The sequence below is a fragment of the Yoonia sp. genome, assembly GCF_030731595.1.
In the GTDB taxonomy this organism is placed as follows: domain Bacteria; phylum Pseudomonadota; class Alphaproteobacteria; order Rhodobacterales; family Rhodobacteraceae; genus Yoonia.
This window is the reverse complement of sequence record NZ_JANQTS010000008.1, coordinates 39,521-64,189: the sequence shown is the minus strand read 5'-3', so window position 1 is coordinate 64,189 and position 24,669 is coordinate 39,521. Positions and strand designations below refer to the sequence as shown.

Here is a 24,669-nt window from a genome sequence, read left to right as displayed (position 1 = left end):
CAATGCCGTTATCCACGACCTCATAGACCATGTGGTGCAGGCCCGACCCGTCGTCAGTGTCGCCGATATACATGCCGGGACGCTTGCGGACCGCCTCTAAGCCCTTGAGAACCTTGATGGAATCTGCGCCGTATTCTTCGGGCTGTGGTGTCGTTTCGGCCATTGGGCTAACCTTGTATTATTACCTCCCAAATATATGCTTTTTGGCACGCAATGTCACGCAATTGGCACAAGATTTTGTGGTTTTCAGCCGAAAGCGGGTAGCGGGCTAGGTAAAGGCGATCACGACGCCCACACCGACCAAAAGCCAGCCCGCAATCGTGTTCATGCGCCGCACCGAAGCGGGGGATTTCAGCAACCCGCGCACCCTGTCAACCGAAGCTGCGAGAACAAGGTTGCCGACCAACGGGACAATGAAACTCAGCGTGCAAATCGCGACAATATCCCACCGCGTCACTTGGGTGAGGTCAAAGAAACCGGGCAGAACGCCCATGTAGAACAGGACCGCTTTGGGGTTGCCAAGGATCACGGCCACGCCTGCCACGAACCCCGCCCATTTGCCGGGACGCGTCAGGCGGCTATTGGCGCTGAGCGCGTGCCCTGCGTTCCGGATCAGTGCGATGCCCATGACGATAAAGACGATCACCGCCACCCATTTCAGGACATCCATGAATCCAGCGAATTCCGATACCAGCCACGTGACGCCCAGCACCGCCACCAGTGGCCAGAAGATATCGCCGATAGCGACACCTATGGCCAGCGGCCAAGCCGCCTGAAATCCGCCCGACAGCGACCGAGCGAGCAAGGCCACCCAAACGGGACCCGGGGTCATGAACAGGATCAAGAGCGCGCCTGCATAAAGCAGCAGGTCATAGGGTGTGATGGTCATGATGTGGGCAATGTGAGGCTGCCGTCTTCATTCAGCGGCCAGAAGGGGTTGTTTGCCACCTCCCAGACGTGCCCGTCAGGGTCTGCGTAGTAGCCAGAGTAACCGCCCCAGAACACCTTTTCCGGGGCCTTGAGCGGGGTCGCACCCGCTTTCAACGCTGCGGCATAGGCTGCATCAACCTCGGCATCGGTTGCGAAATTCTGGGCCAGCGTCATCGCCCCCGTACCGAGTTGCGCATCCGGGCGCCCTTGGTCCTTGGCCAAAGGGCCCAATCCAAAGAAGCTCAGGACCATGCCGTTGATCTGGTAGAACACGATCTGCCCTTCGTCTGCCGTGGGCACCCAGCCCATCGCACCATAGAACGCCTTGGAGCGCGCAAGGTCGGCCACGCCAAGGGTAATCAGGGTCACGCGCTGTGGGGTCATGGTTTATCCTTTTGGGTCACGATGGATTGCCCGTCGGCATCAGTCACTTCGGCATATTGTGCGCGAGCCCCCAATTCGGCAAAAAGCTCTGCGCCGGTGCCGGTCATGAAGGCCTGCGCGCCAAGGCTACAGATTTCGTCATAAAGCGCAGCACGGCGGGTGGCGTCAAGATGAGCCGCAACCTCGTCGAGCAGCAGGATCGGCGGCGCGCCAAAGTCGCGGGCGAGCGCGCGGCCATTGGCAAGGATCAGGCTGATCAGCAATGCCTTTTGCTCACCTGTCGAGCAGTCCTTGGCAGGCACGCCCTTGTCGGCATAAATCGCATCCAGATCGGCACGATGCGGCCCCAGCAGTGTGCGTCCGGCTGCCATATCGCGGCTACGATTGTCAGCCAGTGCCGTTTGCAGATCATCAGGGATTGGTTCTGACGCCGTCAGCGCCAGCGTCGCCGTAGGAAAAGCGGTTGCTGCGGCCTCTTGTGCTGCGGTCAGTTCGGCGATGGCCGTGGCGCGGTTGCGCTGTATGGCGGCGCCGGCCTCGGCCATCTGCGCCTCGATCGCTGTGTACCAATGGGCATCGCGCACCATGTCTTTGAGCAACCTGTTGCGTTCGCGCATGGCCTTTTCATAGGTCAGCACGGCCTCGGCATGGGTCGGTTCAAAGCTGAGCGTGGCACGGTCCAGAAACCGGCGGCGGCCATCGGCCCCTTCGATCCAGAGCCTGTCCATCGACGGGACCAGCCACAGGATACGGGCGACACGGCCCAAGGCGACCTGCGGTGCTGTCTTGCCATCAATGCGCAACTGACGCGCACTGCCCGCTTCGGCCCATGTCTCCAATTCGTGGGTCTGGTGCAAGGATTGCAGATGGGCAGTGACCTTCCAGCCCAGCGCCTCTGGCCTGCGCGCCAGATCATCGGCTCCGGCGCGGCGCAGACCGCGACCGGGGGAAAGAAGCGATACCGCCTCGAGCAGGTTGGTCTTGCCCGCACCATTGGGGCCAAAGATGGCCATAGGGCGGGGATCAAGCGGCACCACAGCGCGTTTGTGTGACCGGAAATGCGACAGGGTCAGTTCGGAAAGGACGAGCTTTGTCATGGGCAGTACACAGGATTCTCAAAAATCCTGCACCCAAAAGTTTGGAAAATTTTTGGCCCCGTCACACGCGCATCGGCATGACGACATAGACGGCCGACATATCGTTGCCTTCGCGCATGAGCGTCGGATCACCGGACGAATTGAACATGAAGACCGCATTCTCGCGATCCACCTGACTGGCGATTTCCAGCAGGTATTTTGCGTTGAACCCGATTTCCAGCCGCTCGTCGCTATAGGCCACGGCCAGTTCTTCTTCGGCGGCACCACTGTCGGGAGCGTTGACCGATAGGATCAGACGATCCTCGTCCAAGGACAGTTTCACTGCGCGGGACCGTTCTGACGATACGGTGGCCACACGGTCCACGGCGCGTGCGAATTCGCTGGCGTCCACCTCAAGCTTGCGGGTGTTACCTTGCGGAATGACGCGGGTGTAATCGGGGAAAGTACCGTCAATGACCTTTGAGGTCAGCATGATATCAGGGGTCGCAAAGCGGATCTTGGTTTCAGACACGGACACAGCGATTTGCATGTCGTCGTCATCCAGCAGTTTGCGCAATTCGCCGACCGTCTTGCGCGGGACAATCACGCCCGCCATGTCAGCCGCACCACTGGGCATATCCGCGTCGATGCGCGCGAGACGGTGACCGTCTGTCGCCACGCAGCGCAGGACTTTACCGCCATCACTTTCGGCAATGTGGAAATAGACGCCGTTGAGATAATAGCGGGTTTCTTCGGTCGAAATCGCGAATTTGGACTTATCGAACAGCCGGCGCAGCACAGGGGCCGGAGCCGAGAAATTGGCGGCGTATTCCGAAGAGGCCATCACGGGAAAGTCCTCTTTGGGCAGTGTCGCCAAAGAGAAGTTCGAGCGCCCCGCCTCGATGCTCAGCCGCCCTGATGCGCCATCTTCGCTCAGCGTCACCAAAGCACCGTCGGGCAGTTTGCGCACGATCTCGTTGAGGGTCACGGCGGCGACCGTTGTCGCCCCTGCGCGTTCGACTTTGGCGGGGGCGCGGTCAACCACTTCGATGTCCAGATCGGTGGCGCGGAACTGGACGGTATCGCCTTCGGCTTCGATCAGCACGTTGGCCAAGATCGGGATTGTGTTGCGCCGTTCGACGACGGATTGAGCCTGCGCGACTGCCTTAAGAAGTGCCGCGCGTTCAATACTGAATTTCATGTCCCACTCTCCGCATGACTTGTGCCGGACGATGCCGGGACGCGGAATGTACTTCATTCCACGCCCGGCTCAACCATTTTGTTGGACTGTTGACGATGGGCCTGCCCGCGTCAAGCGCCGGGGGCCTATTCCTGCAAGGCGCGGCGCAGCAATTCCAGATCATCGGCAATCTGACTATCGAGCGCTTTGAGCTCTTCAATGCGCTTGACGCCATGCATGACTGTGGTGTGATCGCGGCCACCAAAGCGGCGCCCGATTTCGGGCAGGGACCGGCTGGTCATCTGTTTGGCCAGATACATCGCAATCTGGCGGGGGCGGGCATAGTTGCGCACCCTCTTTGGCCCGATCATGTCGGACAGGCGGATATTATAGTGCTCGGACACTTTACGCTGGATTTCTTCCACCGTCACTTTGCGATCCGAAGCTTTCAGCACATCAGAAAGGCAATCTTGGGTCAGTTCCAGCGTGATTTCGCGGCCCACCAAGGATGCAAAGGCAAACAGACGGGTCAGCGCCCCTTCAAGAACGCGGACATTGGTCGAGATGCGGTGCGCCAGAAACTCCAGTACACCCTGCGAGATTTGCAGGTCTGGATACTGGGCTGAATAGACCTCGACCTTGGATTGCAGGATGCCAAGCCGGAGTTCGTAGTCAGTCGGATGTAAGTCCACGACCAGCCCGCATTGAAGGCGGGATTTGATCCGCTCTTCGAGATCCTTGATTTCGCCCGGCGCACGATCCGCAGAGATGATGATCTGTTTGCGCCCGTCAACAAGCGCATTGAAGGTGTGAAAGAACTCTTCCTGTGTGCTGTCTTTGCCACCGATGAACTGCACGTCATCGACCATCAAGACATCGACCGACCGGAAGAGTTGTTTGAAATCCATCATCTTGCGTTCGCGCAGGGCCGTGATGAAGCGGTACATGAACTGTTCGGCAGAAAGATAAAGCACATTCAATTCGGGCGAGCGTTCTTTCAACTCGTGCGCGATCGCATGCATCAAGTGTGTCTTGCCCAGACCAACGCCCCCGTAAAGGAACAGCGGGTTGAAAGTGACAGGGCCACCTTCGGCGACGCGGCGGGCTGCGGCATGGGCGAGCTCGTTGGGTTTGCCGACAACAAAGGTGTCAAAGGTAAATCGCGCGTCAAGCGGAGAGCCCGAGATATCCTCGGAGCCTGTCGGCTTGATCGCGGCCTTGGGTTTTGTAGCCACCTGGGCATTTGTCGGGACACGAAACTGGAGCCGGCTGACACTTTCGCCCTCTTTGTTGAGGTGATAAATGATCTCTTCGCCAAAATTCTGGGACACATAGTTGCCGATGAAATTTGTCGGAACGTGAAAGGTTGCGACACCGCCAGCAAGTTGCGCAAATTCCAAAGGCTCGATCCAGTTTGAAAAATTATTTGTTCCCAACGCCCCCTGCAACGTCTTCAACACCTTTGCCCAGATATCGTTCGTCATTCTTTTCCCTTGCCCAATACGCTTGCCCCACTCACGCGCATCACCCCGCACCGGGCATAAGACTAGAGCACCCAGAATGTCCCTTCTGGGTAAATCGCCTTGTACCAAAACCAAAAGCTTGACACAGGGCCTGCTTCAAAATTGATGCAAGCCCGTGCCATGCGGCAGCATAGGGGACATAAACAGCTGTGATGCCAAAGAGCAGCCCTTGGCAGTCGTGCAGATACAATTTGGCTTGGTTTCCTAGCTGTGTGCTACGAATGACCATGCCATAATTGCATGAAGTTCGACAGGTGATGCAGGCAACTCACGACCGCCCGAAAGCGCGCCAAACGACCAGATCAAATGCAAACCCCCTCATGTCCCCCCGGAACGATGTGAATCGCATCGCTAAGCTAGCAAGGGGTTTGGGGCCTCTTCAACACAACATCGCACTTGACTCAGATATTGCGCAAAAAGAATCTATCGGCCCTTTGAAATGTCACAACTTCTGCGCGCCACGACAACACAGCATAAAAAAAGCGCGCCCCGAAAAGGACGCGCTTGAACTTCTTAAACTCTCGCGATTTTCGCAGAATCAGCTAACTGCTTTGACCCGCGCAGCCAGACGCGACATCTTGCGAGATGCGGTGTTCTTGTGAAGCACGCCTTTGGTGACGCCGCGCATCAACTCTGGCTGTGCTGCCTTAAGCGCAGCAGCTGCCGCGGACTGATCGCCCGATGCAATCGCTTCTTCGACTGCACGCAAGTATGTGCGGATCCGCGAGCGGCGCATTTTGTTGATTGCAAAACGTGCTGTGTTTTGGCGGGCGCGTTTTTTCGCCTGTGGTGAGTTTGCCATGTGTTCGTTCCCGTAAATGGGACCCTCGGTTGGGTCACAATGAATATGATAGCGCCAAGAGCCCAACCCCGGGTTAAAGAACCGGTGATTCTGGCCAAAGCGGGCCTCACGCGCATGTATGACCGGGCTGATAGGACAGTTTAGCCCTTAAGGGAAGCCCCAAAAACCTAGCGGTCGCGGAACTGCGCCTCGCGCTTTTCCATGAACGCTGCCATGCCTTCGTTCTGGTCTTCAGTGGCAAAGAGTGACTGAAACACGCGCCGCTCGTAGTTCAGCCCTTCGGCCAATGTCGTCTCGAAGGCACGGTTCACCGCATCTTTTGCGGCCATGGCTGCGATCTGCGATTTTTCAGTGATCTTCTCGGCGGCAGCCTTGGCTTCGGCCATAAGCTTGCTCACGGGCACCACGCGGCTGACCAGCCCGCTTCTTTCGGCCTCGGCGGCATCCATAAACCGGCCTGTCAGATGCATATCCATCGCCTTGGATTTACCCACAAACCGGGTCAAGCGCTGGGTGCCGCCAATCCCTGCAATCACGCCAAGGTTAATTTCAGGCTGGCCGAATTTTGCGTTATCGGCGGCTATGATAAAGTCGCACATCATCGCCAGTTCACAGCCACCGCCCAGCGCATAACCCGCCACAGCCGCGATGATCGGCTTGCGGATGCGGTTGAAGCGGTCGGTTTCATTCTCGAAAAAGCGCTGGGTGTACATCTCGACAAAGGACTTGTCGGCCATCTCGCTGATATCTGCACCGGCCGCAAAAGCCTTTTCCGAACCGGTGATAATGATGCAGCGCACCTTGTCGCTCGCATCTGCCTCTTCCAATGCAGTGCAGAGTTCGCCAAGCAACGCGCTATTGAGCGCATTCATCGCATCCGGCCGGTTCAACGTGATGGTTGCGACATAGTCGTTGATGTCCACAATGATCTTATCAAATGCCATGCTGCTGTCCCTGTTGCCGCTGGTCAGAACCTAGTGCTTAGCAAAGCGGGCGGGCGGATCAAGTTATCTTTGGCATTGCGGACAAAAGAAAGATGAGCGGCCCGATTGCACGATTCGGTTGATTGTCCTGTCACATCCTGTGGTTACGCATGGCGCGCCCTCACGGTCATAGACCTGAAAAACATGCTGAAAGTACCCAAGTTCACCGTCGGACTGCCGGTAGTCGCGCAAGGATGACCCGCCCGCCGCAATCGCCTCGGACAAAACATCCCGGATCAGAGGAACAAGAGTCGCCACACGTTTCGCGCTGATCTGCCCGGCCTTGCGCTTGGGGTTGATGCCTGCACGGAACAGGACCTCGCAGACATATATATTGCCAAGACCAGACACGATCCGCTGATCCAGCAAGGCCGATTTGATCGGCGTGTTGCGCCCTTTGAGCCGTTCCACCAGATAGCTTTCGTTGAAGGCATTGCCCAAAGGTTCCGGCCCCAGATCGCGGATCAGCCAGTGATCATCCTGTGTTGCGGTTTCCATCAGGTCCATCGCGCCAAAGCGGCGGGCATCATTAAAGGTAATCCGTGCGCCACCCTCCATGTGAAAGACGACGTGATCATGTTTGGCAGGAGCCGGATGGGGGTGGTGGAATTCTCCGATCATTTGCCCAGAGATGAGCATGCGGCCCGACATGCCCAGATGGATCAAGAGGGTTTCAGCACTATCAAGATCAACAAGAATATATTTGGACCGCCGCCGCAGCCCCAGCACACGCTTGCCGGTCAGCCTTTCTGCCATGCGTTCCGGGAAGGGCCAGCGCAGATCGGGGCGGTTTACATCCGCGCGCGCGATGACATGGCCTTGCATGACTGGGGCAATGCCTGATTTGACAGTTTCAACTTCGGGCAGTTCGGGCATTATTGGCTTTCGTTGCGGGCGATGCTGGTTTGCACGGTTTCCACAAACCCTTCAATCCCCACCAAGTGTTTGGGGACATAGGCCTTGGCCCGCCTCTTCATACGGATCTCATAGAAGTATGCGTTGTCATCCCTAATAGAACGAATTTCTGACCAATGAAATTCCCGCCGCTGGTAAAACCAATTGCGATGGGCAAAACGGTCTCTGTCATAACGTAACTCATAGGTGTTGGTGTAAACGAGGACATGCACCATCACAGCCAAAATGCCGCCATTCATGGCAAGATCTACAGCCGGGAATGCCAAGTCGCCCGTCGTCCTTGTTTGCGCCAGGAAATAAATCGCCAGAGCAGGGATACCCAGCGTGATCAGCCGCAAGCCCCACGTCGGGCGCAAGAACTTTTCACCCAATGTTTCATGAGCCGGACCTCCGGCACCCGCGCCTGCAAGCAGGCTTAATTCAGGGGCGATGCCCCCTGACAGATTGCCTGTGGCTGTCGTCTTTACCAGGTCAGACGGATTAACTTGCCCACGCACGGTGCGGCGAAATCTCAGAACGACCAGAATTACAAAAGCCACGAATGTTGGCGCAAGAGCCCATACAATGATCCGATAAATATCAGACTGTGTGATTGGTTCGAAAGGGAGCGTCTCCATGTAGCGCCTCCGTGGCAGAATGACGGTTTGTCACTTGGTTCAGATCGGTATAACTCCTTCTGGGAAAGTATTCAGGCGAAAGCATGGCATGACCGACAAGTCCGACACCACCACCCACTTCGGGTTCGAAACCGTCCGTGAGGACGAAAAGGCCGGCCGCGTCCAAGGCGTGTTTTCTTCGGTCGCGAGCAAATACGATATCATGAATGACGTGATGTCAGTCGGTATTCACCGGATCTGGAAGGATGCGATGATGGACTGGCTGGCCCCGCGCCCCGGCCAGCGGTTGTTGGATGTGGCAGGTGGGACCGGCGACATTTCCTTTCGGTTCCTCAAGCGGGCCGGTCGGGGCCATGCGACAGTTCTTGATATTACCGAATCGATGCTGGTCGAAGGACGGAAACGGGCCGAAGCTGCACAGATGTCAGACAGTCTTGATTGGGTTGTGGGCGACGCGATGGCGCTGCCGTTCGAGGCCAATACCTTTGACGTCTACACGATCAGCTTTGGCATCCGGAACGTGACCCGCCCGCAAGAGGCTTTGAACGAAGCTTACCGCGTTCTGAAACCTGGTGGGCGTTTGATGGTTCTGGAATTCAGCCAATTGCCGAACCCGATGATGCAGGCCGCCTATGACGCCTATTCCTTCAACGTGATTCCGCGCATGGGGCAATTGATTGCGGGGGATCGTGACAGCTATCAGTATCTGGTCGAATCCATCCGCAAGTTTCCTGATCAGGACACGTTTTTGGGCATGGTACGCGATGCAGGCTTTGGCAATGCAAAGTACCGCAACCTGACGATGGGTGTGGCAGCATTGCATTCGGGGTGGAAACTCTAAGGTGCGCGGCCCTCACAACATTATTCGCCTGATCCGCACAGGTGCCACTTTTGAACGTACAGGCGCGATGAAGGTCGTGCTGGACGCATTCGACGCAGGCCCATTGCTGCGGATCACGTTCCGCACATTGGTCTGGCCCTTTCAATGGCTGGGATACAAAGGCGATGTGAGCACGCCACCTGCGGTCCGCGCTTTGACGGCACTGGGCCCTGCCTACATCAAGTTCGGGCAAATTCTTTCGACGCGCCCTGATGTGGTGGGCGATGAACTGGCGGTACAGTTGCGCGTTTTGCAGGACAAATTGCCGCCGTTTTCGATGCGTGAAGCAAAAGAAGCGATCCAGAAAGAGCTGGGACAATCGTTCGATCAACTGTTTACGTCCTTCTCCGAACCGGTCGCTGCCGCCTCGCTTGCGCAGGTGCACAAGGCGCATCTGGCCGAGAATGGCGATGCGGTCGCGGTCAAGATCCTGCGCCCCGGGATCGAAAAAGCCTTTCGCAAGGACATTGACGCCTTTTACTTTGCGGCTCGCGCGATCGAGTTTCTGTCACCCTCTTCGCGGCGCCTGCGGCCGATGGACGTGATCACCCACTTCGAAGGCGTTGTGATGGGCGAGTTGGACTTGCGGCTCGAAAGCTCTGCTGCGGCCGAGTTTGCCGCAAACACAGAGACCGATACCGGCTTTCAGGTGCCAAAGGTGCGCTGGCATCTGTCCGGTCGGCGCGTCATGACCCTTGATTGGGCCGAGGGCACAAATATCGGCGTGAATGATGCGCTGGATGCGGCGGGTCATGATCGTAAGGCGCTGGCGACACGGGTTTTGCAGCTGTTTCTCAACCATGCGCTCCGCGATGGCTATTTTCATGGTGACATGCACCAAGGCAATCTGAAGGTCGCGGCCAATGGTGATATCATTGCCTTTGACTTCGGGATCATGGGCCGGATCGACGAATATACCCGCCGCGTCTATGCCGAGATCCTCTTTGGTTTTATCCGCAAGGATTATCAGCGGGTCGCCGAGGTGCATTTCGAGGCGGGCTATGTGCCTGCCGATCAGGACGTTGATGAATTTGCCCGCGCCTTGCGCGCGGTCGGCGAGCCGATTTTCGGGATGGATGCGAGCCGGATTTCGATGGCGCGGCTTCTGAGCTATCTTTTCGAGGTGACGGAACGCTTTGGCATGGAAACCCGCACCGAGCTGATCTTGTTGCAGCGCACTATGGTTGTGGTGGAAGGGGTGGCCCGCTCGCTTGATCCACGCATGAACATCTGGGAGGTCGCCAAGCCCGTTGTGGAAGACTACATCAAGCAAAGCATCGGGCCAAAAGCGCTCTTGCGCGATCTGGCGAAAACCGCCCGCATCCTCGCGCGGTTTGGTCCACAATTGCCGCGGATCGCAGAAGAGGCGCTGATCCGGCAGAACAATCCTGCACCGCCACCCAAGCCGCAGCGGCGGATTGCACGACTGTCTTGGATGGCTCTAGGTGGTGTACTTGTTGGTGGCGCCGTCTGGATCAACAGCCTGTTTTAGGTTGCGGCACCTCGAATTGCTGTCACCTCCCCACTGGGGACGGATGCCCCGCCTTGCAAGATCAATAGCGTTTGCGCACCTTCCAGCCGGACTTCGGTCACTTTGCTGTAAACCTCGACAGGCGTCTGCGCGATAACCTGCTGATTGGATTTACTAATCAACTCAAAACTATAAAGCCCCGCAGGCATAGGTGCCCCTTCAGCCCCGACACCTGCCCAAACGGCAGACTCTGCGGTTGGCGGAATCACGATGCGCTGGACTTCGCTGCCCGTGGCATCGCGGACAATGATTTCAGCTGAATCCGCCAGAACAGTGTTTTTTGGGAACAGTGTGATGGGTTCGCCGTCGAAATACGCCGGTGCTGCGACCCGCGCCTCTTTGCCGACCCAGGCCGCCATATCGGTCAACCCGTTCACGCTCATTTGTGCGCCAAGTGACTTGAGCAAATCATTTGTCAAAACCGCCTGCTCGACCCCCGAAAAAGTGGCCAATTGCGTTGCATAATCGGTAGAATCAACAGGGTTCAAAGGGTCCTGATACCGCATCTGTGCCGTTAGCATTTTCAAGAACATCTCGAAATCCGAGTTGACCTGCGCTGTGTCAGCATTGACGTCATTGGCGGGTGGGGGCGCCGTTACGGTCGGCGTCATTGTTTGCAAAATATCCATTTTCAGTTCCTCAGATACGTAAATCCAACCCGGACACCGGCCCCGGGTGCGGGCGAAAGACGGGCGTGTTTGCTTCATGTGGTTCGGCAATCTTTTCTTCGCGATGGAAGTCTTGATCTGCCCGGTCTCCGGACTGGCCTTCATGGCCGAACGAGAATGAGATCGTGCCATAGCCCAAGGCCCGGAATTCTTGCGCAAGCACGTCCATGTGACGGCGCAACAGATCCTGCGTCTCGGGCCTTTCTGCGAGTACGGCGAGGGTAATCACACCATCTGCTGCCGTCAGACTGAGGCGGACGCGCCCAAGCTCTTCGGGGTTCAGCGCAATCTCGGTCGCTTTGCCGGGGGTGTTCATGACAGAGACAGCAATCTGTTGTGCGACATGCCGCGCTGTTTCTGTGGTCGCCGTTGCAGGGGTTCCAGTCACCGATTGCGTGCTTGAAAGACCGCGTTCAATCCCGCCCAGACCAATCGACACCTCTGCATCCAGGGATTTTGTCACAATCTCAGCTTGGCCCCCCTGCATAAAGGACGCTACCGCAGTAGCCGTGAGTGGCTGGGTGCTGTGTCCTACTCCCAAAAGCGGCACGAAAGCAGTACTCGCCTTTGCCTGTCTGCCTTCGATTTTCACGTCCTCGGCGGGCTGCGCCTTTGCGCGCTTGTCAGCCACGGGTGTTGCGCCTTGGGCCTCAACCATTGCTACAGGCGCCAAACCGGTTTGAGCCGGTGCAGGCTGCGCAATGGTTATGGCAGCTTTGGCGGGTTCAACCTTGCCTGCTGTATCTGGTGCTGATTTGCGCACATCCACTTCGGACGTTTGCGCTGCAGAAGGGGCGACCGGCAACCGCCCTTCGACAACGGATTGCGCGACAGACGACCGCGGCGCGCTCATCTTTTCCATTGGACCTGCCGGGACATCTGGATCGGTCGGCAACACTGTTCGATTAGCCGCAGGTTGGTCCGGTTCAATATCTTGGCCAGCAACAACCGGGACCTGTTTGTCTTGCAGCAGCAGAGGCGGCCCATCTGCGGCCGACACATTTGGGCTGATCGGGGGTTTTACCGCACGCGGTTCTTCTGCCATTGCAAAAGCCAATTCCGGGCTGTCATCAGCCGTACCAAGAAGGGGCTGGACGGCTTCAGCCTCTTCCGTTTCAGCCGATCCAAAGACGTCACCAAAAGTCTGCGTGGTTTCCGCCTCAGCCTCTTGGGTAGGTTTTGAATTTCTGGCGCTGGTCCCGCCACCGGTATCTGTCAGAATCGAGGGTATCATCGGTGCTCCGATATCATCTGCGTTCCTCTTCTTCTGACCCGAAAAACTTACTGAATGTTTAGGACTATCGGTCAATCTGCAAAAAAATCACGACGGAGAACCCGATGAACATTATCCCGGTCTTGCCTGCGCCGCGGCCTGTGGCGCAACTCCCTGACTATATAAATGCCGACAGTGAATTGCGCGCCGCAGCACAGAAACTGGAGGCGACTTTTCTGGCAGAGATGCTCAAATCTGCGGGGCTTGGCGCGCCACGTGATTCCTTTGGTGGCGGTCACGGGGAGGACCAGTTTGCGTCTTTCCTGCGCGAGGCTCAGGCCGAAGAAATGGCGAAAACTGGTGGTATCGGGCTGGCCGAGGCGCTTTTTGAAGCGATGAAGGTCAGGTTGCATGCAGGCTGAAGTGATCGACTCTTTGCACCGGACTTTGGACGCCGAGAAAGCGGCGATCCTCGATGCCGACTATGATGCTCTAGGGCCGATCGAAATCACCAAGAAGCGATTGCTGGAAGCGTTGTCGATTTCTTCGGGTCAGGCTGGAACGCTGGCCGAGATCAAGACGAAGGTTGAGACCAACCAGGCACTGTTGCGCGCTGCAATCAACGGCTTGCAAGCAGCAAGGGCGCGTGTGACGGCACTCCAAGAAGTGCGCGATGGGTTGAGTGTTTACGATCAATCCGGGCGCATTGAAAACGTGGCAAACCGTCGTGGTGGTTTGGAAAAGAAGGCCTGATTTCGCTCAAATGCTTTGTATTTGCGATGAGGGAATTAAGGAATTGTTCAACCTGCATTGGTTTAGACGAGGGTAACGCCAAAACGGCGGGCCGTGACATCAAGGATCGGCCAGTTCCGTCAGAAAGACGCTTCAACTCGCAGAAGATCTGCGAATTCCCGAACCAACCCGGTGCAAAGCACCACATCCAAAGGACCAAAACGAATAGCCACTTTCCATGCGCCACCATGATGCCCGCCGCCCGCGATGATCTTTTTGCGTTTGATGATTGTTGGTGCGTTTGTTCCCGTGCTCATCCTACTACCTCGTGTCTTCACCCATGGGCGGTGATAAATACGAAGACGTGAAAGTAGGCTTAACGAGACAATTCGATGAAAATAGTATCTGAGTTCCTGCGCTAGATCACCTGATCAAGCGCGCTTTGTTGATCCGAAACAATCGCAAGATCCAAGACGCGCTGCAGCGCGGCACCGCGGGCAAAGTCGGGCGCAACTTGCCGGCCCGCGCGAATGGCTGCGACAAAGCGGTGATAGTTGGGGATAACCGGTTTTGGTACAACATCAACCCAAGTAGCACTTTGTTTGTTGGGCCCGGCGCAAACAGACAGGTGGCTTTTTGCATTCTCAAAGCGGACGTCCAAACCGCCTTCGGTCCCGAAAAGACGCAAGCGCAAATCGTTGACATGACCCGTGGCAAAGCGGCTGGCGTGAATGACGCCGATCGCCCCGTTGCGTAGCGACAGATGCATCGCCATGCTGTCGTTGGCATCGAGCGTATAGTCTCCGATGCGGTTATCCTTTGCCTTGTCGAAGGTCTTGAGACGGCACGACACGCGGTCAGGCTCTGATCCTGCGGCAAAGCTGGCAAAATCGACGATATGTACACCCACATCCCCCAGCACACCCGTGGACCCATGCGCAGAGGACAAACGCCATAGCCATTGATCCTCTGTCCTCCAGTCACCCCATGCAGCTTGGGTGAGCCAGCTTTGCAGATAGGAGGCTTCAAAATGGCGTACTTCGCCGATCACACCATCCGCGACCATCTGTGCGGCTTGCATGAGGGCAGGGACATTCCGGTAGGTCAGATTGACCATATTCACGACGCCCGCCGCATGTGCGGCCTGGGCCATCTGACTGGCTTCGGCCTCGTTCTGGGCGAGCGGTTTTTCACACAGCACATGTTTGCCAGCGGCGAGCAGCGGCATTGTCGTGCGAAAGTGGACAGAATCGGGGGTGACGTTCGACGCGGCGTCAAATTCTCCCCAGGCCAGCGCATCGGCAACGCTGGTAAAAGTATGGGTCACACCAAAGGCTGCCTTGAAAGCTGCAAGATTGTCCGGGTTCGGGTCCACACCCCCCACCAGCGTGACACCGTCCATCTGGGCATAGGCTTCAGCGTGGCTATTGGCCATGCCGCCGGTTCCGACGATCAGAACGCGGATCAACGATAGCCCTCCTCGCCATCGGCATGCAGACGCGCACCACGTTGCTGGATTGGCTCAAGCGCCTGCTCGACCGGCACATTGGGTGCATCGTTCACGCCAACCACACGCGGGGCGGGGTTATAGGCCCAGCGCACGGCGTTGCGCAGAACGGTCTGGACGTTGGGATCGTGGTAGGTCGGATAAGTTTCGTGTCCCGGACGAAAATAGAACACATTGCCCGCGCCGCGCTTGTAGGTCAGGCCAGAGCGGAACACTTCGCCCCCTTGAAACCAACTGATGAAAACGGTTTCCAAGGGTTCCGGCACACCGAAGGGTTCGCCGTACATCTCTTCGTTTTCCAGTTCGAAATGGTCGGGCAGGCCAGCGGCGATGGGATGATTGCGGGACGTGACCCACAGGCGTTCACGCTCGCCCGCCTCGCGCCACGTCAGGTTGCAGGGAGTGCCCATCAGACGTTTGAATATCTTGGCAAAATGGGCCGAGTGCAGCAGGATCAGGCCCATGCCCGCATTCACATGATCCGCGACGCGCTCTACCACCTCGTCCGCGACGTCGCCATGTGCGGCATGGCCCCACCACAAAAGCACATCCGTCTGGGCAAGGCGGGCTTCGGGCAGGCCATGTTCAGGCTCTTGCAAGGTTGCTGTTGTCGCATCAATTCCATCGGCGCAAAGCGCCTCTGCAATCGCAGCATGCATCCCCTCGGGGTATAGATCGGCTACGACTTTGTTGGTCTGTTCATGGACGTTTTCGCCCCATACAACCGCACGTATTGGCATGACTACCCCTTCCCAAAGCGCTTTGGAATAGCTCTGCATGATCCGACAAACCGTGGCAATAGTGGAAATGTAGATTGGCGAACGGCGAATGAAACCAAGGGAAATCTGCTGATCCACAGTCATCCATTAACAGGTGACAAGATGGCGCAGTGTCAACACACGTTTACACTTGCCCAAAGGCAATGTGTCATCTTAAACTGACACTATGAGTGTAACAGATAACTTACATGCCCAAGCAGACATGCGGCGCTGGCCAGAGCCGCGCGCTATGCTGCGTTTGATCAAACCGGTCACGTGGTTTCCACCCATGTGGGCCTATCTGTGCGGTGTTGTCTCTTCTGGCGTAAGCCCTTCTGGCCAATGGTTTTTTGTCATCCTTGGGGTGGTGCTTGCGGGGCCGATTGTCTGCGGGATGTCGCAGGCGGCCAATGACTGGTGCGACAGACACGTCGACGCGATCAACGAACCTGACAGGCCGATTCCATCAGGGCGCATTCCGGGGCGCTGGGGCCTCTATATTGCCCTTGCGATGACAGTCTTGGGCTTGGCGGTCGGTTATCAACTGGGGCCTTGGGGCTTTGGGGCGACGATTCTGGCCGTTGCCGCCGCCTGGGCCTATTCGGCTGAACCGTTCCGGGCAAAAAAATCCGGTATCTGGGGGCCAGGGCTTTGCGGGCTTGCTTACGAGACATTGCCCTGGATCACCGGCGCTGCCGTCGTTGCAGCAGGCGCACCCACGGCGCAAAACATCCTGATCGCGGTCCTTTACGGGCTGGGCGCGCATGGCATCATGACGTTGAATGACTTCAAGGCTATCGAAGGCGACCGGCAAATGGGGCTGCGGTCCTTGCCAGTTGTGCTTGGGGCAGATCGGGCCGCGCGGGTTGCCTGCTGGGTCATGGCCATTCCGCAGGTCGTTGTGATTGGATTGCTGTTCTTTTGGGACAAGCCGTTTCATGCGCTGGGCGTGACTGTCTTGCTGGCTGTGCAGGTCGCAGCGATGCGGGTTCTGTTGCGTGACCCCGAAGGCAAGACACCATGGTATCAGGGCGTCGGAATCCTGTGTTATATCAGCGGGATGATGATCGCCGCCGTCGCATTACGCAGTATCGGAGGGTGACATGACACTTTCATGGTTCCAGATCGTTCGACTTGGCTTTGTGCAGATGGCGCTGGGGGCGATTGTCGTTCTGACAACATCAACCCTGAACCGGCTGATGGTGGTCGAACTGTCACTGCCTGCCCTGCTTCCCGGCCTATTGGTCGGACTGCATTATAGTATTCAGCTGACGCGGCCGCACTGGGGTTTCTATTCAGACGCGGGCGGACACCGGACGCGCTGGATCATTGGCGGCATGGTGGTACTTGGGCTTGGCGCCTTTACCGCAACCTGCGCATTGCTGGCCTTCCCACAGTCTTTTGCACTTGGTCTGACAATTTCGATCATTGCCTACACAATGATCGGGCTTGGCGTTGGGGCATCCGGCACATCGCTGCTGGCGCTACTGGCCACGACGACGGCACCACATAGACGCGCTGCTGCTGCGACGATCACTTGGCTGATGATGATCTTCGGGATTGCAATGACTGCGGGCATCGTCGGTCAGTTGATTGATCCATATTCCCCCCAGCTTTTGATCGAGATCGTCGGCATCGTCGTGACGATCGCGGTTGCAGTGACCTGCCTTGCCGTTTGGCGGGTCGAGCGCAACCTGATCGCTGTGCGCGAACCCGATCCGACACCTTTCCGCGAAGGTCTGCGCGAGGTTTGGCAAGAGCGCAAAGCGCGCAACTTTACTCTTTTCGTGTTCCTTTCGATGACCGCCTATTTCATGCAGGAACTTATCCTTGAACCCTACGCGGGGCTGGTCTTTGGCTTTACCCCCGGACAGTCCACATCACTGTCCGGCGCGCAGAATGGCGGCGTTTTTGTCGGCATGCTGACCGTTGGGATCATGGCGACCGGCCTTAAAATCGGAGCCTTGCGCAATTGGGTCATGGCGGGCTGCATGGGTTCGGCGGCTGCTTTGGCGCTGATCACTTTCCTTGGTCCGATGGGACCAGGCGCACCGCTCGTACCCGCAGTCGTCCTGCTGGGTTTCTTCAACGGCATGTTCGCGGTCGCAGCCATCGGTTCCATGATGGCGCTCGCCGCCCAAGGGAAAGAGCGCCGCGAAGGCACACGTATGGGCCTTTGGGGTGCAGCCCAAGCCATCGCCGCTGGGTTTGGCGGTTTGATCGGCGCGGGCATGGTCGATCTGTTGCGCGTCAGCCTGACCGACACCCAAGCCTTCGGCACAGTCTTTATCGGCGAAGCCGCTCTTTTCATCGCTGCCACAGCCATGGCCGCCAAAATCATGGATCGCAAAATGCCGTCCGCCACACTCGTACCGGGAGAGTAACACATGCAATATGATGTCGTCGTCGTCGGCGCAGGCCCATCCGGGGCCACAGCCGCAGAAGACCTTGCAAGATCCGGCCATAAGGTCGCTTTCATTGACCGCGACGGGCGGATCAAGCCCTGCGGCGGCGCGATCCCGCCAAGGCTGATCGAAGATTTCTTTATCCCTGACGAACAGATCGTTGCGAAAGTCACGACGGCGCGGATGATCTCGCCCTCTGGACGGCATGTGGATATCCCGATTGAGAACGGCTTTGTCGGCATGGTTGACCGTGAATCTTTTGATCCCTTCTTGCGGGATCGGGCCGTCAAGGCCGGGGCGCACCGTTATACAGGGACGTTCACCAAGATCACCCGCGATGCCGAAGGGACCCACGTCCTTTACCGCGACAAAATCAGCGGCAATGAACTGAAACTGGACACCAAGATGGTGATCGGGGCAGACGGCGCGCGATCAAACGTAGCGCGCCAATGTGTGCCGGGGGGTGACAAAATCCCCTATGTGATCGCCTATCATGAAATTATCGAAGCGCCCGAACGCACGGAATCTTACGATCCCGCGCGATGCGACGTGATCTATGACGGTCGCATTTCCCCCGATTTCTACGGCTGGATTTTCCCGCACGGCGGTCAGGCCAGTATCGGCATGGGATCACTTGTCAAATCGGTGGACGTGAAACAGGCAACCGCCGATCTGCGGGCCAGCGCAGGACTGACCGATTGCAAAACAATCAGGCGCGAAGGCGCACCCATCCCGCTGCAACCGCTGGAACGCTGGGACAACGGGCGCGACGTTGTGCTGGCTGGCGATGCCGCGGGTGTTGTGGCACCATCATCAGGCGAAGGCATCTATTATGCCATGATCGGTGGGCGTGTCGCGGCAACCGCTGTGGCTGCAAAGCTCAAGACAGGCCGGATCAAGGATTTGCAATTGGCGCGCAAACTCTTCATGCGAGAACACAAACAGGTATTCAGGGTTCTCGGCGCCATGCAAAATGCCTATTACCGCAGTGACGAACGGCGCGAACGGTTTGTGTCGCTCTGTCACGATGTGGATGTCCAGAAACTGACCTTCGAGGCCTACATGAACAAAAAGCTGGTCGCGGCCCGCCCGATGGCGCACCTGAAGATTGGGGTGAAAAACCTTGCACATTTGACACGGTTGGTGTCTCCCCTTCGGACATGACGATCATGATCCCGGCCTGGGAAAACGGCATCCTCAAACCTGTTGAAAAGCTGGAAGCGCATCAGCGCGGCCTGAAGCACAAAGCCGTCAGTGTCTTTGTGATAAACCGCGGTCGCGTGCTGATCCAACAACGCGCGATGGGCAAGTATCACACACCGGGCCTTTGGGCGAACACCTGCTGTACGCACCCCGAATGGGACGAAGACGCTACAGATTGCGCAGTGCGGCGCTTGGAAGAAGAGCTGGGCATTTCCGGTGTCTATCCGACGCATCGCGACCAGATCGAATATCGTGCGGATGTGGGTGGTGGCCTGATCGAACATGAGGTTGTCGAAGTCTTTGTGGCAGATGCACCCAATGGCCTTCGGATCGCGCCAAATCCTGACGAGGTCATGAACACCCGCTGGGTCGATTTTTATGATCTGACAGCAGAGGTGGCGCGGCACCCGATGCAGTACACACCTTGGCTCCGGATTTATCTGCAAGACCATACCGCGACGATCTTTGGAGATCTGATAAGCGCCGGCTGACCCCTTTTCGTTTTGTCGATTCCAGTGTTTATGGACACTTGGCAAAAGGGGACAACAGCATGGCGTTTTGGGTTTTTGGATATGGGTCACTCTTGTGGAACCCCGGATTCACACCAAAACAGACGGTCAGAGCGCGCCTGCACGATTACCATCGCAGCTTTTGCATGCTCTCGATTCATCATCGTGGCTCGGAAGAAGATCCGGGCTTGGTGCTGGCACTTGATGCACAAAAGGGCGGGCAATGTACCGGTGTTGCTTTTGAAGTCGCCGAAGACGAAGAGGACGCAGTTCTTACCATGCTGCGCGAACGCGAGCTGATCTCTTCGGCCTACTACGAAGATACGGTCAACCTCATCAGCGATGAGGGGGAAACGATTCCCGCGCTGGCCTACATTATCAACCGCGACCACGTGCAATATTGCCAGTTTGACCTCGAAAAGCAGGCGCAGATCATCGCTTTTGCCGTCGGCGGGCGAGGACCAAATACCGAGTACCTGTTCAATACCGCCGATCACCTGACGCAATTGGGCATCCATGACGCGGATATGGATTGGCTTGTGCAGCGCGTGCGTGCCTTGACTGCAACATAAGCCGAGGCTGATTTTATTTGGGTTTGCGGCAGCGCAGCTATATGATGCTATGCGAGCATAATAGTCACACAATATGAGGACTCCCATCCGTGTCGGACAAACGGGAACCCAAGGCACCGCCACAGTTTTCACAGCCTATCCGCCAACTTCTGTTCATGTTGATCGTGATCGGTTTGGTTGGTGCTGGGTTTTACCTCGGGCTGGAGCAGATCACCGCGATCTACCAATCGAACCCATATTTGAACGGGGTCATCCTGGGCGTCTTCGTTCTGGGGGTGCTGTCCTGCTTCAATCAAGTCTTCTTGCTGATGAACTCGGTGCGCTGGATCGAGCGGTTCGCGAAAGACTCAGGCGGGCATTCCTACAGTACTGCACCATCATTGCTGGCACCTTTGGCGACATTGCTCCGCTCGCGCGGCGCACGCACGCAGATCTCATCTTCGTCCGGCAGATCAATTCTTGATTCGGTGGCGCAACGGATCGACGAAGACCGCGAGATCACACGGTACATCGGCAACGTGCTCATTTTTCTTGGTCTGTTGGGGACGTTCTATGGCCTTGCAACCACAGTACCCGCACTCGTCGAGACGATCCGCTCACTCAATCCAGCCGAAGGCGAATCCGGTGCAGATATCTTTGCGCGCCTGCAATCCGGCCTTGAGGCCCAGCTTGGCGGCATGGGAACGGCCTTTTCAAGCTCTTTGCTGGGGCTAGCTGGATCGCTGATCGTCGGCCTGCTGGAGCTCTTTGCCGGGCATGGCCAAAACCGTTTTTACCGGGAGCTGGAAGAATGGATGTCAACGATCACTCGGGTCGGTATCGACGGTGAAGAGGGCAGCGGCGCTGATATGGGTGTCATGGGTGCCTTCGTCGACCAGCTTGGCGAATTGATGGATACGATCCAGATGATGATGGGCCAGACCGACGCCGACCGCGAAGACAACGACCGCCGGTTCGGCGCGCTCGCAACCGCGATCGAAAAAATGACCCAGTCAAATACCGCGAATGCCAGCACCGCAATGCTTGAACGCGTGGCAATCGGCCAAGAAGCCTTGATCAAGAAGCTGGATGACAGCGGCATGGAAGGGATCGATGCCGAAAGCCGGATGCGGCTGCGGTCGATTGATGTGCAACTGCTGCGTATCCTCGAAGAGATGTCTGCGGGCCGGCAGGAAAGCATTGGCGACCTGCGCGGCGACATCGCAAACCTGACGAGCGCGATCAAGGATAGAGGCTGATCCATGGCGCTGAGCCGCAGATCATCGAACAGGTTCCAAAACGCGATCTGGCCCGGCTTCGTGGATGCGATGACAGGCCTCTTGCTGGTTCTGATGTTTGTCCTGACGATCTTTATGGTGATCCAGTTTGTCCTGCGCGAACAAATCACCGGACAGGAAACAGAACTGGACGCGCTGAGCGGTCAGTTAGCCGCCCTCACAACGACACTCGGTCTTGAAAGGGATCGGACTGCCGCGCTCACGACCGACCTTGAAGATGCAAATGCGCAGGCTGAACTGCAAGCAGGGCGGATCGCCGCACTGATTGCTGAGCGCGAAGCGCAGGATCAGGCGCTTGCAAGGGCCCAAAGCGAGATTACGCAATTCGAGGCGCAGGTCGCAGGGTTATTGACCGAACGCAGCGAAGCCCGCGCCAGCATCGCGGGTTTGGAAGCCGAACAGGAACGGCTTTTGACCCAGCAAGAGGCGCTGAACCTCGCACTCGCCCAAGCCCGAACCGAAATTGATGCAGGTGCCGAAGCGGCACGGCTCGCGGCAGCGCGCCGTGAGGCCTTGGAAGCGCTTATCGCTGATCTCGAGATCGAGAATGACGCGAACGCAGCGCAGATTACAGCGCTGGAGGCGGACCAGTTGACCAGCGCCGCCGCCGCTGAAGCCTTGCGCGAGCGTTTGGCGAACGCAGATACTGAACTGACCGCAATGACCCTCAATCTGGAACGGCAGCGCCAAGAGGCAGAGGATACGCTGACGCTTCTGGCGGCTGCACGTGCCGCGCAAGGCAACATCGAAACCGAGGCCGAACGGCAAGCGGCCCTGCTTGCAGTCGCCAATGAACAGTTGGCCGCAGAACAAGCACTTTCGGCCGAAAGCCAAAGGCAAGTAGCATTGTTGAACGAGCAGATTGCGGCCCTGCGTATGCAGGTCGGCAATCTCCAGTCCCTGCTGAATCTTGCCGAAGAAGCAGACCGTGAAGCGCAGGTGCAAATCGAAACGCTCGGCGCGCAGTTGAACACGGCCCTTGCCCGCGTTGTGGCGGAAGAACGCCAGCGGCGCTTGCTGGAAGAAGCTGAACGGCAGCGCCTCGAGGCCGAAACCGCCCGACTGGAAGAAGAGGCCGAACGCCTTGCAGCAGAGGCAGAGGACCTGTCTCGGTTCAAATCCACCTTCTTTGGTGAACTGCGCCAGATCCTCGAAGGTCAGGACCGGATTCGCATCGAAGGCGACCGGTTCATCTTTAACTCCGAGGTCCTGTTTCAGCCGGGGAGTGCCACCCTGTCACCCGCAGGCGAAGACGAGATCGCAAACATCGCGGATATCTTGCGCAGTATCGCAGATGATATCCCTGACGGCATCGATTGGGTGATCCGAGTTGACGGACATACCGACAATATCCCTGTCAATTCCGGCGGACGTTTCGCTGACAACTGGGAGCTAAGCCAAGCGCGGGCACTTTCGGTTGTGCGCTTCATGTCGAATGACCTCGGTATTGATCCGCAAAGGCTGGCTGCAAACGGATTTGGCGAATTCCAGCCCCTCAATCCGGCAGATACACCAGAGGCCCGCGCCCAGAACCGCCGGATCGAATTGAAGCTGACCGAAAGGTAGCAAGCGCGACATGTGCTTTGCGACACCCTGTTGAAAACGGGCGCGCCAAGGGTGTCATATGCAGATAGGCTTAGGCTGGGATAGCCGCCGCATTTGTATATTTCCCAAGATACCCCGACAGGTCGACCTGCGCGCCCAATAGGCTCGCCAGCAAAAATATCCCGCCAAACTTGCGCTGCAGAAGCAGCACGTCAATCGGTAAAGGTGGCGGCACAAAACCGTCTTCGGCCAAGGCAATGCCCGCGGCCTGCATCGCACGCGGCAGGGTCTTATCGGTAAAGTCAAACGGTCCGTTCTGCCGCAAGGCATCAAAGGCCATCTCCATCATGTGCATGATCGCGTCACGATGGCGCGGCGCTGTATCTGCCCCGACAAATCCCATCTCGATCGCGATCTTTGCCAGTGTTTGCTGGTCATCCGCCAAGCCGGCGGCAAGCAAGCGGCGGTATTGGTCCACGATGACCGGATCAAGGGCGCGGGTTGCGCCGAAATCAAGCAAGATGATCTTTCCCGTATTTGGATCATAGCGGTAGTTGGCAAAATTCGGGTCTGTCTGCATCAAACCATAGTCGAACAACTCTTTCAGGGTCAGGCCAATCAGCGCGTCCGCAATCCGGTGCCGCTCGGCTTGCGATTGGTTGTTTACCGCTTCGATCGGGACACCTTCGACAAAAGACATCGTCAGAATCTGGCCCGTGCTCCATTCCGGTTGATAGGTTGGAACGACAAAATCAGACTGACCCGCCAAAAGCGCGCCAAATCGCGCAAGGCTCTCGCCCTCCAGTGCATAGTCGGTTTCCTGATGCAATTGCTTGCGCGCTTCCTCCAGATAGGGGGCCAATTCAAACCCTTTGGGCAGCAAGCCGGACATCCGCATCAGCACGCCCACATTGGCAACATCACTGTCGATGCTCTTGGCCACCCCGGGATACTGCACTTTGATGGCAAGATCAGTGCCGTCTTTCAGTTGCGCGCGGTGCACTTGCCCGATGGAGGCCGCCGCAATGGGCCGCACATCAAATTTCTGAAAAGAGCGCAACCAGTTCTCGGGCCAGTTGGCATTTAACACCTGCTTAAGCTGGGCAGGCGGCATGAAATGCGCATCGTCGCGCAAGCGGGCCATGATCTGTGCCATCTCGGGGGGCAGAAACTCGCCCGTATCCATCGACACCAACTGCCCGATCTTCATTGCGGCACCGCGCATCTGGGCAAGCTTTTCCGTGATCCGCGCGATATTGCGCGGTGTCACCAGCAAATCGCGCATTGCAGGCTTTTGGCCTTGCGCCAACTGCGCAAGACCGTTGATCGCCATGTTACCGGCAACCCCTGCCGTCATCGTGCCAAGCCCGCTAAACCGGGAAAACCGGCTGGCGGGCACTGCAAGTGCGCGGGCGTCTTTGTGTTTCTGGTTCATCGACTACAGATAGACGCGCCAAGC

General features: G+C 57.5%; 25 protein-coding genes and 1 pseudogene. 11 read left to right on the top strand and 15 right to left on the bottom strand.

The genetic code is table 11. The features are described 5' to 3' along the window. Positions 1 to 268 precede the first annotated feature (268 nt). From NWQ23_RS00645 to NWQ23_RS00605, 9 genes are all read right to left on the bottom strand, one after another. Complete coding sequence (locus tag NWQ23_RS00645; RefSeq protein ID WP_306164272.1) at positions 269 to 889, bottom strand: LysE family translocator; 621 nt, start codon at positions 887 to 889, stop codon at positions 269 to 271. Next, entirely contained in the window at positions 886 to 1,314 is a 429-nt protein-coding gene (locus NWQ23_RS00640) for a VOC family protein (protein WP_306164271.1), read from the bottom strand. The genes NWQ23_RS00645 and NWQ23_RS00640 overlap by 4 nt, the downstream gene beginning before the upstream one ends. Next, positions 1,311 to 2,411, bottom strand: coding sequence for a DNA replication/repair protein RecF (gene recF / locus NWQ23_RS00635; RefSeq protein ID WP_306164270.1), 1,101 nt, complete (start codon positions 2,409 to 2,411; stop codon positions 1,311 to 1,313). Before recF ends, NWQ23_RS00640 begins: the two co-directional genes overlap by 4 nt. A 61-nt stretch (positions 2,412 to 2,472) precedes the next feature. Further along, positions 2,473 to 3,591: a DNA polymerase III subunit beta gene (gene dnaN / locus NWQ23_RS00630; protein ID WP_306164268.1), complete on the bottom strand. Its 1,119-nt coding sequence runs from the start codon at positions 3,589 to 3,591 to the stop codon at positions 2,473 to 2,475. A gap of 125 nt (positions 3,592 to 3,716) precedes the next feature. Beyond that, positions 3,717 to 5,054 carry a chromosomal replication initiator protein DnaA gene (gene dnaA, locus NWQ23_RS00625; RefSeq protein WP_306164266.1) on the bottom strand — a complete coding sequence of 446 codons (1,338 nt, stop codon included), beginning with the start codon at positions 5,052 to 5,054 and terminating at the stop codon, positions 3,717 to 3,719. A gap of 577 nt (positions 5,055 to 5,631) precedes the next feature. Next, on the bottom strand, positions 5,632 to 5,895 hold the full coding sequence (gene rpsT, locus NWQ23_RS00620) for a 30S ribosomal protein S20 (RefSeq protein ID WP_306164265.1): 264 nt from the start codon (positions 5,893 to 5,895) through the stop codon (positions 5,632 to 5,634). Positions 5,896 to 6,062: 167 nt separating this feature from the next. Beyond that, on the bottom strand, positions 6,063 to 6,839 hold the full coding sequence (locus tag NWQ23_RS00615) for an enoyl-CoA hydratase (RefSeq protein ID WP_306164263.1): 777 nt from the start codon (positions 6,837 to 6,839) through the stop codon (positions 6,063 to 6,065). A gap of 63 nt (positions 6,840 to 6,902) precedes the next feature. Then, complete coding sequence (mutM, locus tag NWQ23_RS00610) at positions 6,903 to 7,754, bottom strand: bifunctional DNA-formamidopyrimidine glycosylase/DNA-(apurinic or apyrimidinic site) lyase (protein ID WP_306164262.1); 852 nt, start codon at positions 7,752 to 7,754, stop codon at positions 6,903 to 6,905. Next, entirely contained in the window at positions 7,754 to 8,410 is a 657-nt protein-coding gene (locus NWQ23_RS00605) for a hypothetical protein (protein WP_306164261.1), read from the bottom strand. Before NWQ23_RS00605 ends, mutM begins: the two co-directional genes overlap by 1 nt. Before the next feature lie 88 nt (positions 8,411 to 8,498). On the opposite strand from NWQ23_RS00605, the gene ubiE reads away from it, so the two are divergent. Next, positions 8,499 to 9,251, top strand: a complete 753-nt coding sequence (ubiE, locus tag NWQ23_RS00600; RefSeq protein WP_306164260.1) for a bifunctional demethylmenaquinone methyltransferase/2-methoxy-6-polyprenyl-1,4-benzoquinol methylase UbiE — start codon at positions 8,499 to 8,501, stop codon at positions 9,249 to 9,251. A gap of 1 nt (position 9,252) precedes the next feature. Then, the gene (gene ubiB / locus NWQ23_RS00595; protein WP_306164259.1) at positions 9,253 to 10,782 is read left to right on the top strand and encodes a 2-polyprenylphenol 6-hydroxylase; all 1,530 of its coding nucleotides are present in this window, start codon (positions 9,253 to 9,255) and stop codon (positions 10,780 to 10,782) included. Here the strand turns inward: ubiB and NWQ23_RS00590 are convergent. Further along, positions 10,779 to 11,450 carry a flagellar hook capping FlgD N-terminal domain-containing protein gene (locus tag NWQ23_RS00590; RefSeq protein ID WP_306164258.1) on the bottom strand — a complete coding sequence of 224 codons (672 nt, stop codon included), beginning with the start codon at positions 11,448 to 11,450 and terminating at the stop codon, positions 10,779 to 10,781. The two genes, ubiB and NWQ23_RS00590, sit on opposite strands and share 4 nt — an antisense overlap. Before the next feature lie 10 nt (positions 11,451 to 11,460). Further along, positions 11,461 to 12,723, bottom strand: a complete 1,263-nt coding sequence (locus NWQ23_RS00585) for a flagellar hook-length control protein FliK (RefSeq protein ID WP_306164257.1) — start codon at positions 12,721 to 12,723, stop codon at positions 11,461 to 11,463. A 104-nt stretch (positions 12,724 to 12,827) separates the two neighbouring features. Between NWQ23_RS00585 and NWQ23_RS00580 the strand changes: the two genes are divergently transcribed. Both NWQ23_RS00580 and NWQ23_RS00575 read left to right on the top strand, forming a co-directional pair. Further along, positions 12,828 to 13,124, top strand: a complete 297-nt coding sequence (locus NWQ23_RS00580; RefSeq protein WP_306164255.1) for a rod-binding protein — start codon at positions 12,828 to 12,830, stop codon at positions 13,122 to 13,124. Then, positions 13,114 to 13,455, top strand: coding sequence for a flagellar protein FlgN (locus NWQ23_RS00575; RefSeq protein ID WP_306164253.1), 342 nt, complete (start codon positions 13,114 to 13,116; stop codon positions 13,453 to 13,455). The genes NWQ23_RS00580 and NWQ23_RS00575 overlap by 11 nt, the downstream gene beginning before the upstream one ends. 206 nt (positions 13,456 to 13,661) lie before the next feature. On the opposite strand, the pseudogene NWQ23_RS00570 reads toward NWQ23_RS00575, so the two are convergent. The 3 genes and pseudogenes from NWQ23_RS00570 to NWQ23_RS00560 all read right to left on the bottom strand — a co-directional run. Further along, a pseudogene (locus tag NWQ23_RS00570) lies at positions 13,662 to 13,751 on the bottom strand (chemotaxis protein MotB); the annotation flags it as partial. A 101-nt stretch (positions 13,752 to 13,852) separates the two neighbouring features. Next, positions 13,853 to 14,902, bottom strand: coding sequence for a Gfo/Idh/MocA family protein (locus NWQ23_RS00565; RefSeq protein WP_306164252.1), 1,050 nt, complete (start codon positions 14,900 to 14,902; stop codon positions 13,853 to 13,855). Further along, complete coding sequence (locus tag NWQ23_RS00560) at positions 14,899 to 15,681, bottom strand: ThuA domain-containing protein (RefSeq protein WP_306164251.1); 783 nt, start codon at positions 15,679 to 15,681, stop codon at positions 14,899 to 14,901. Before NWQ23_RS00560 ends, NWQ23_RS00565 begins: the two co-directional genes overlap by 4 nt. Before the next feature lie 205 nt (positions 15,682 to 15,886). Between NWQ23_RS00560 and chlG the strand changes: the two genes are divergently transcribed. From chlG to NWQ23_RS00525, 7 genes are all read left to right on the top strand, one after another. Then, positions 15,887 to 16,801: a chlorophyll synthase ChlG gene (chlG, locus tag NWQ23_RS00555; RefSeq protein WP_306164249.1), complete on the top strand. Its 915-nt coding sequence runs from the start codon at positions 15,887 to 15,889 to the stop codon at positions 16,799 to 16,801. Position 16,802: 1 nt separating this feature from the next. After that, a complete protein-coding gene (locus tag NWQ23_RS00550; protein ID WP_306164248.1) occupies positions 16,803 to 18,083 on the top strand; it encodes a BCD family MFS transporter in 1,281 nt (426 codons plus the stop codon). 3 nt (positions 18,084 to 18,086) lie between these two features. Continuing rightward, complete coding sequence (locus NWQ23_RS00545) at positions 18,087 to 19,268, top strand: geranylgeranyl diphosphate reductase (protein ID WP_306164246.1); 1,182 nt, start codon at positions 18,087 to 18,089, stop codon at positions 19,266 to 19,268. Next, positions 19,265 to 19,798: an isopentenyl-diphosphate Delta-isomerase gene (gene idi, locus NWQ23_RS00540; protein WP_306164244.1), complete on the top strand. Its 534-nt coding sequence runs from the start codon at positions 19,265 to 19,267 to the stop codon at positions 19,796 to 19,798. Before NWQ23_RS00545 ends, idi begins: the two co-directional genes overlap by 4 nt. Before the next feature lie 38 nt (positions 19,799 to 19,836). Further along, positions 19,837 to 20,388, top strand: a complete 552-nt coding sequence (locus NWQ23_RS00535; protein ID WP_306164279.1) for a gamma-glutamylcyclotransferase — start codon at positions 19,837 to 19,839, stop codon at positions 20,386 to 20,388. Positions 20,389 to 20,543: 155 nt separating this feature from the next. Continuing rightward, positions 20,544 to 21,626 (top strand): biopolymer transporter ExbB, encoded by a 1,083-nt coding sequence (locus NWQ23_RS00530; RefSeq protein ID WP_306164277.1) that lies wholly within the window; start codon positions 20,544 to 20,546, stop codon positions 21,624 to 21,626. Positions 21,627 to 21,629: 3 nt separating this feature from the next. Beyond that, positions 21,630 to 23,231 carry a peptidoglycan -binding protein gene (locus NWQ23_RS00525; protein ID WP_306164243.1) on the top strand — a complete coding sequence of 534 codons (1,602 nt, stop codon included), beginning with the start codon at positions 21,630 to 21,632 and terminating at the stop codon, positions 23,229 to 23,231. A gap of 70 nt (positions 23,232 to 23,301) precedes the next feature. Here NWQ23_RS00525 and NWQ23_RS00520 read toward each other — a convergent pair whose 3' ends face one another. Continuing rightward, entirely contained in the window at positions 23,302 to 24,645 is a 1,344-nt protein-coding gene (locus NWQ23_RS00520; protein WP_306164242.1) for an AarF/ABC1/UbiB kinase family protein, read from the bottom strand. Between the last annotated feature and the right edge of the window lie 24 nt (positions 24,646 to 24,669).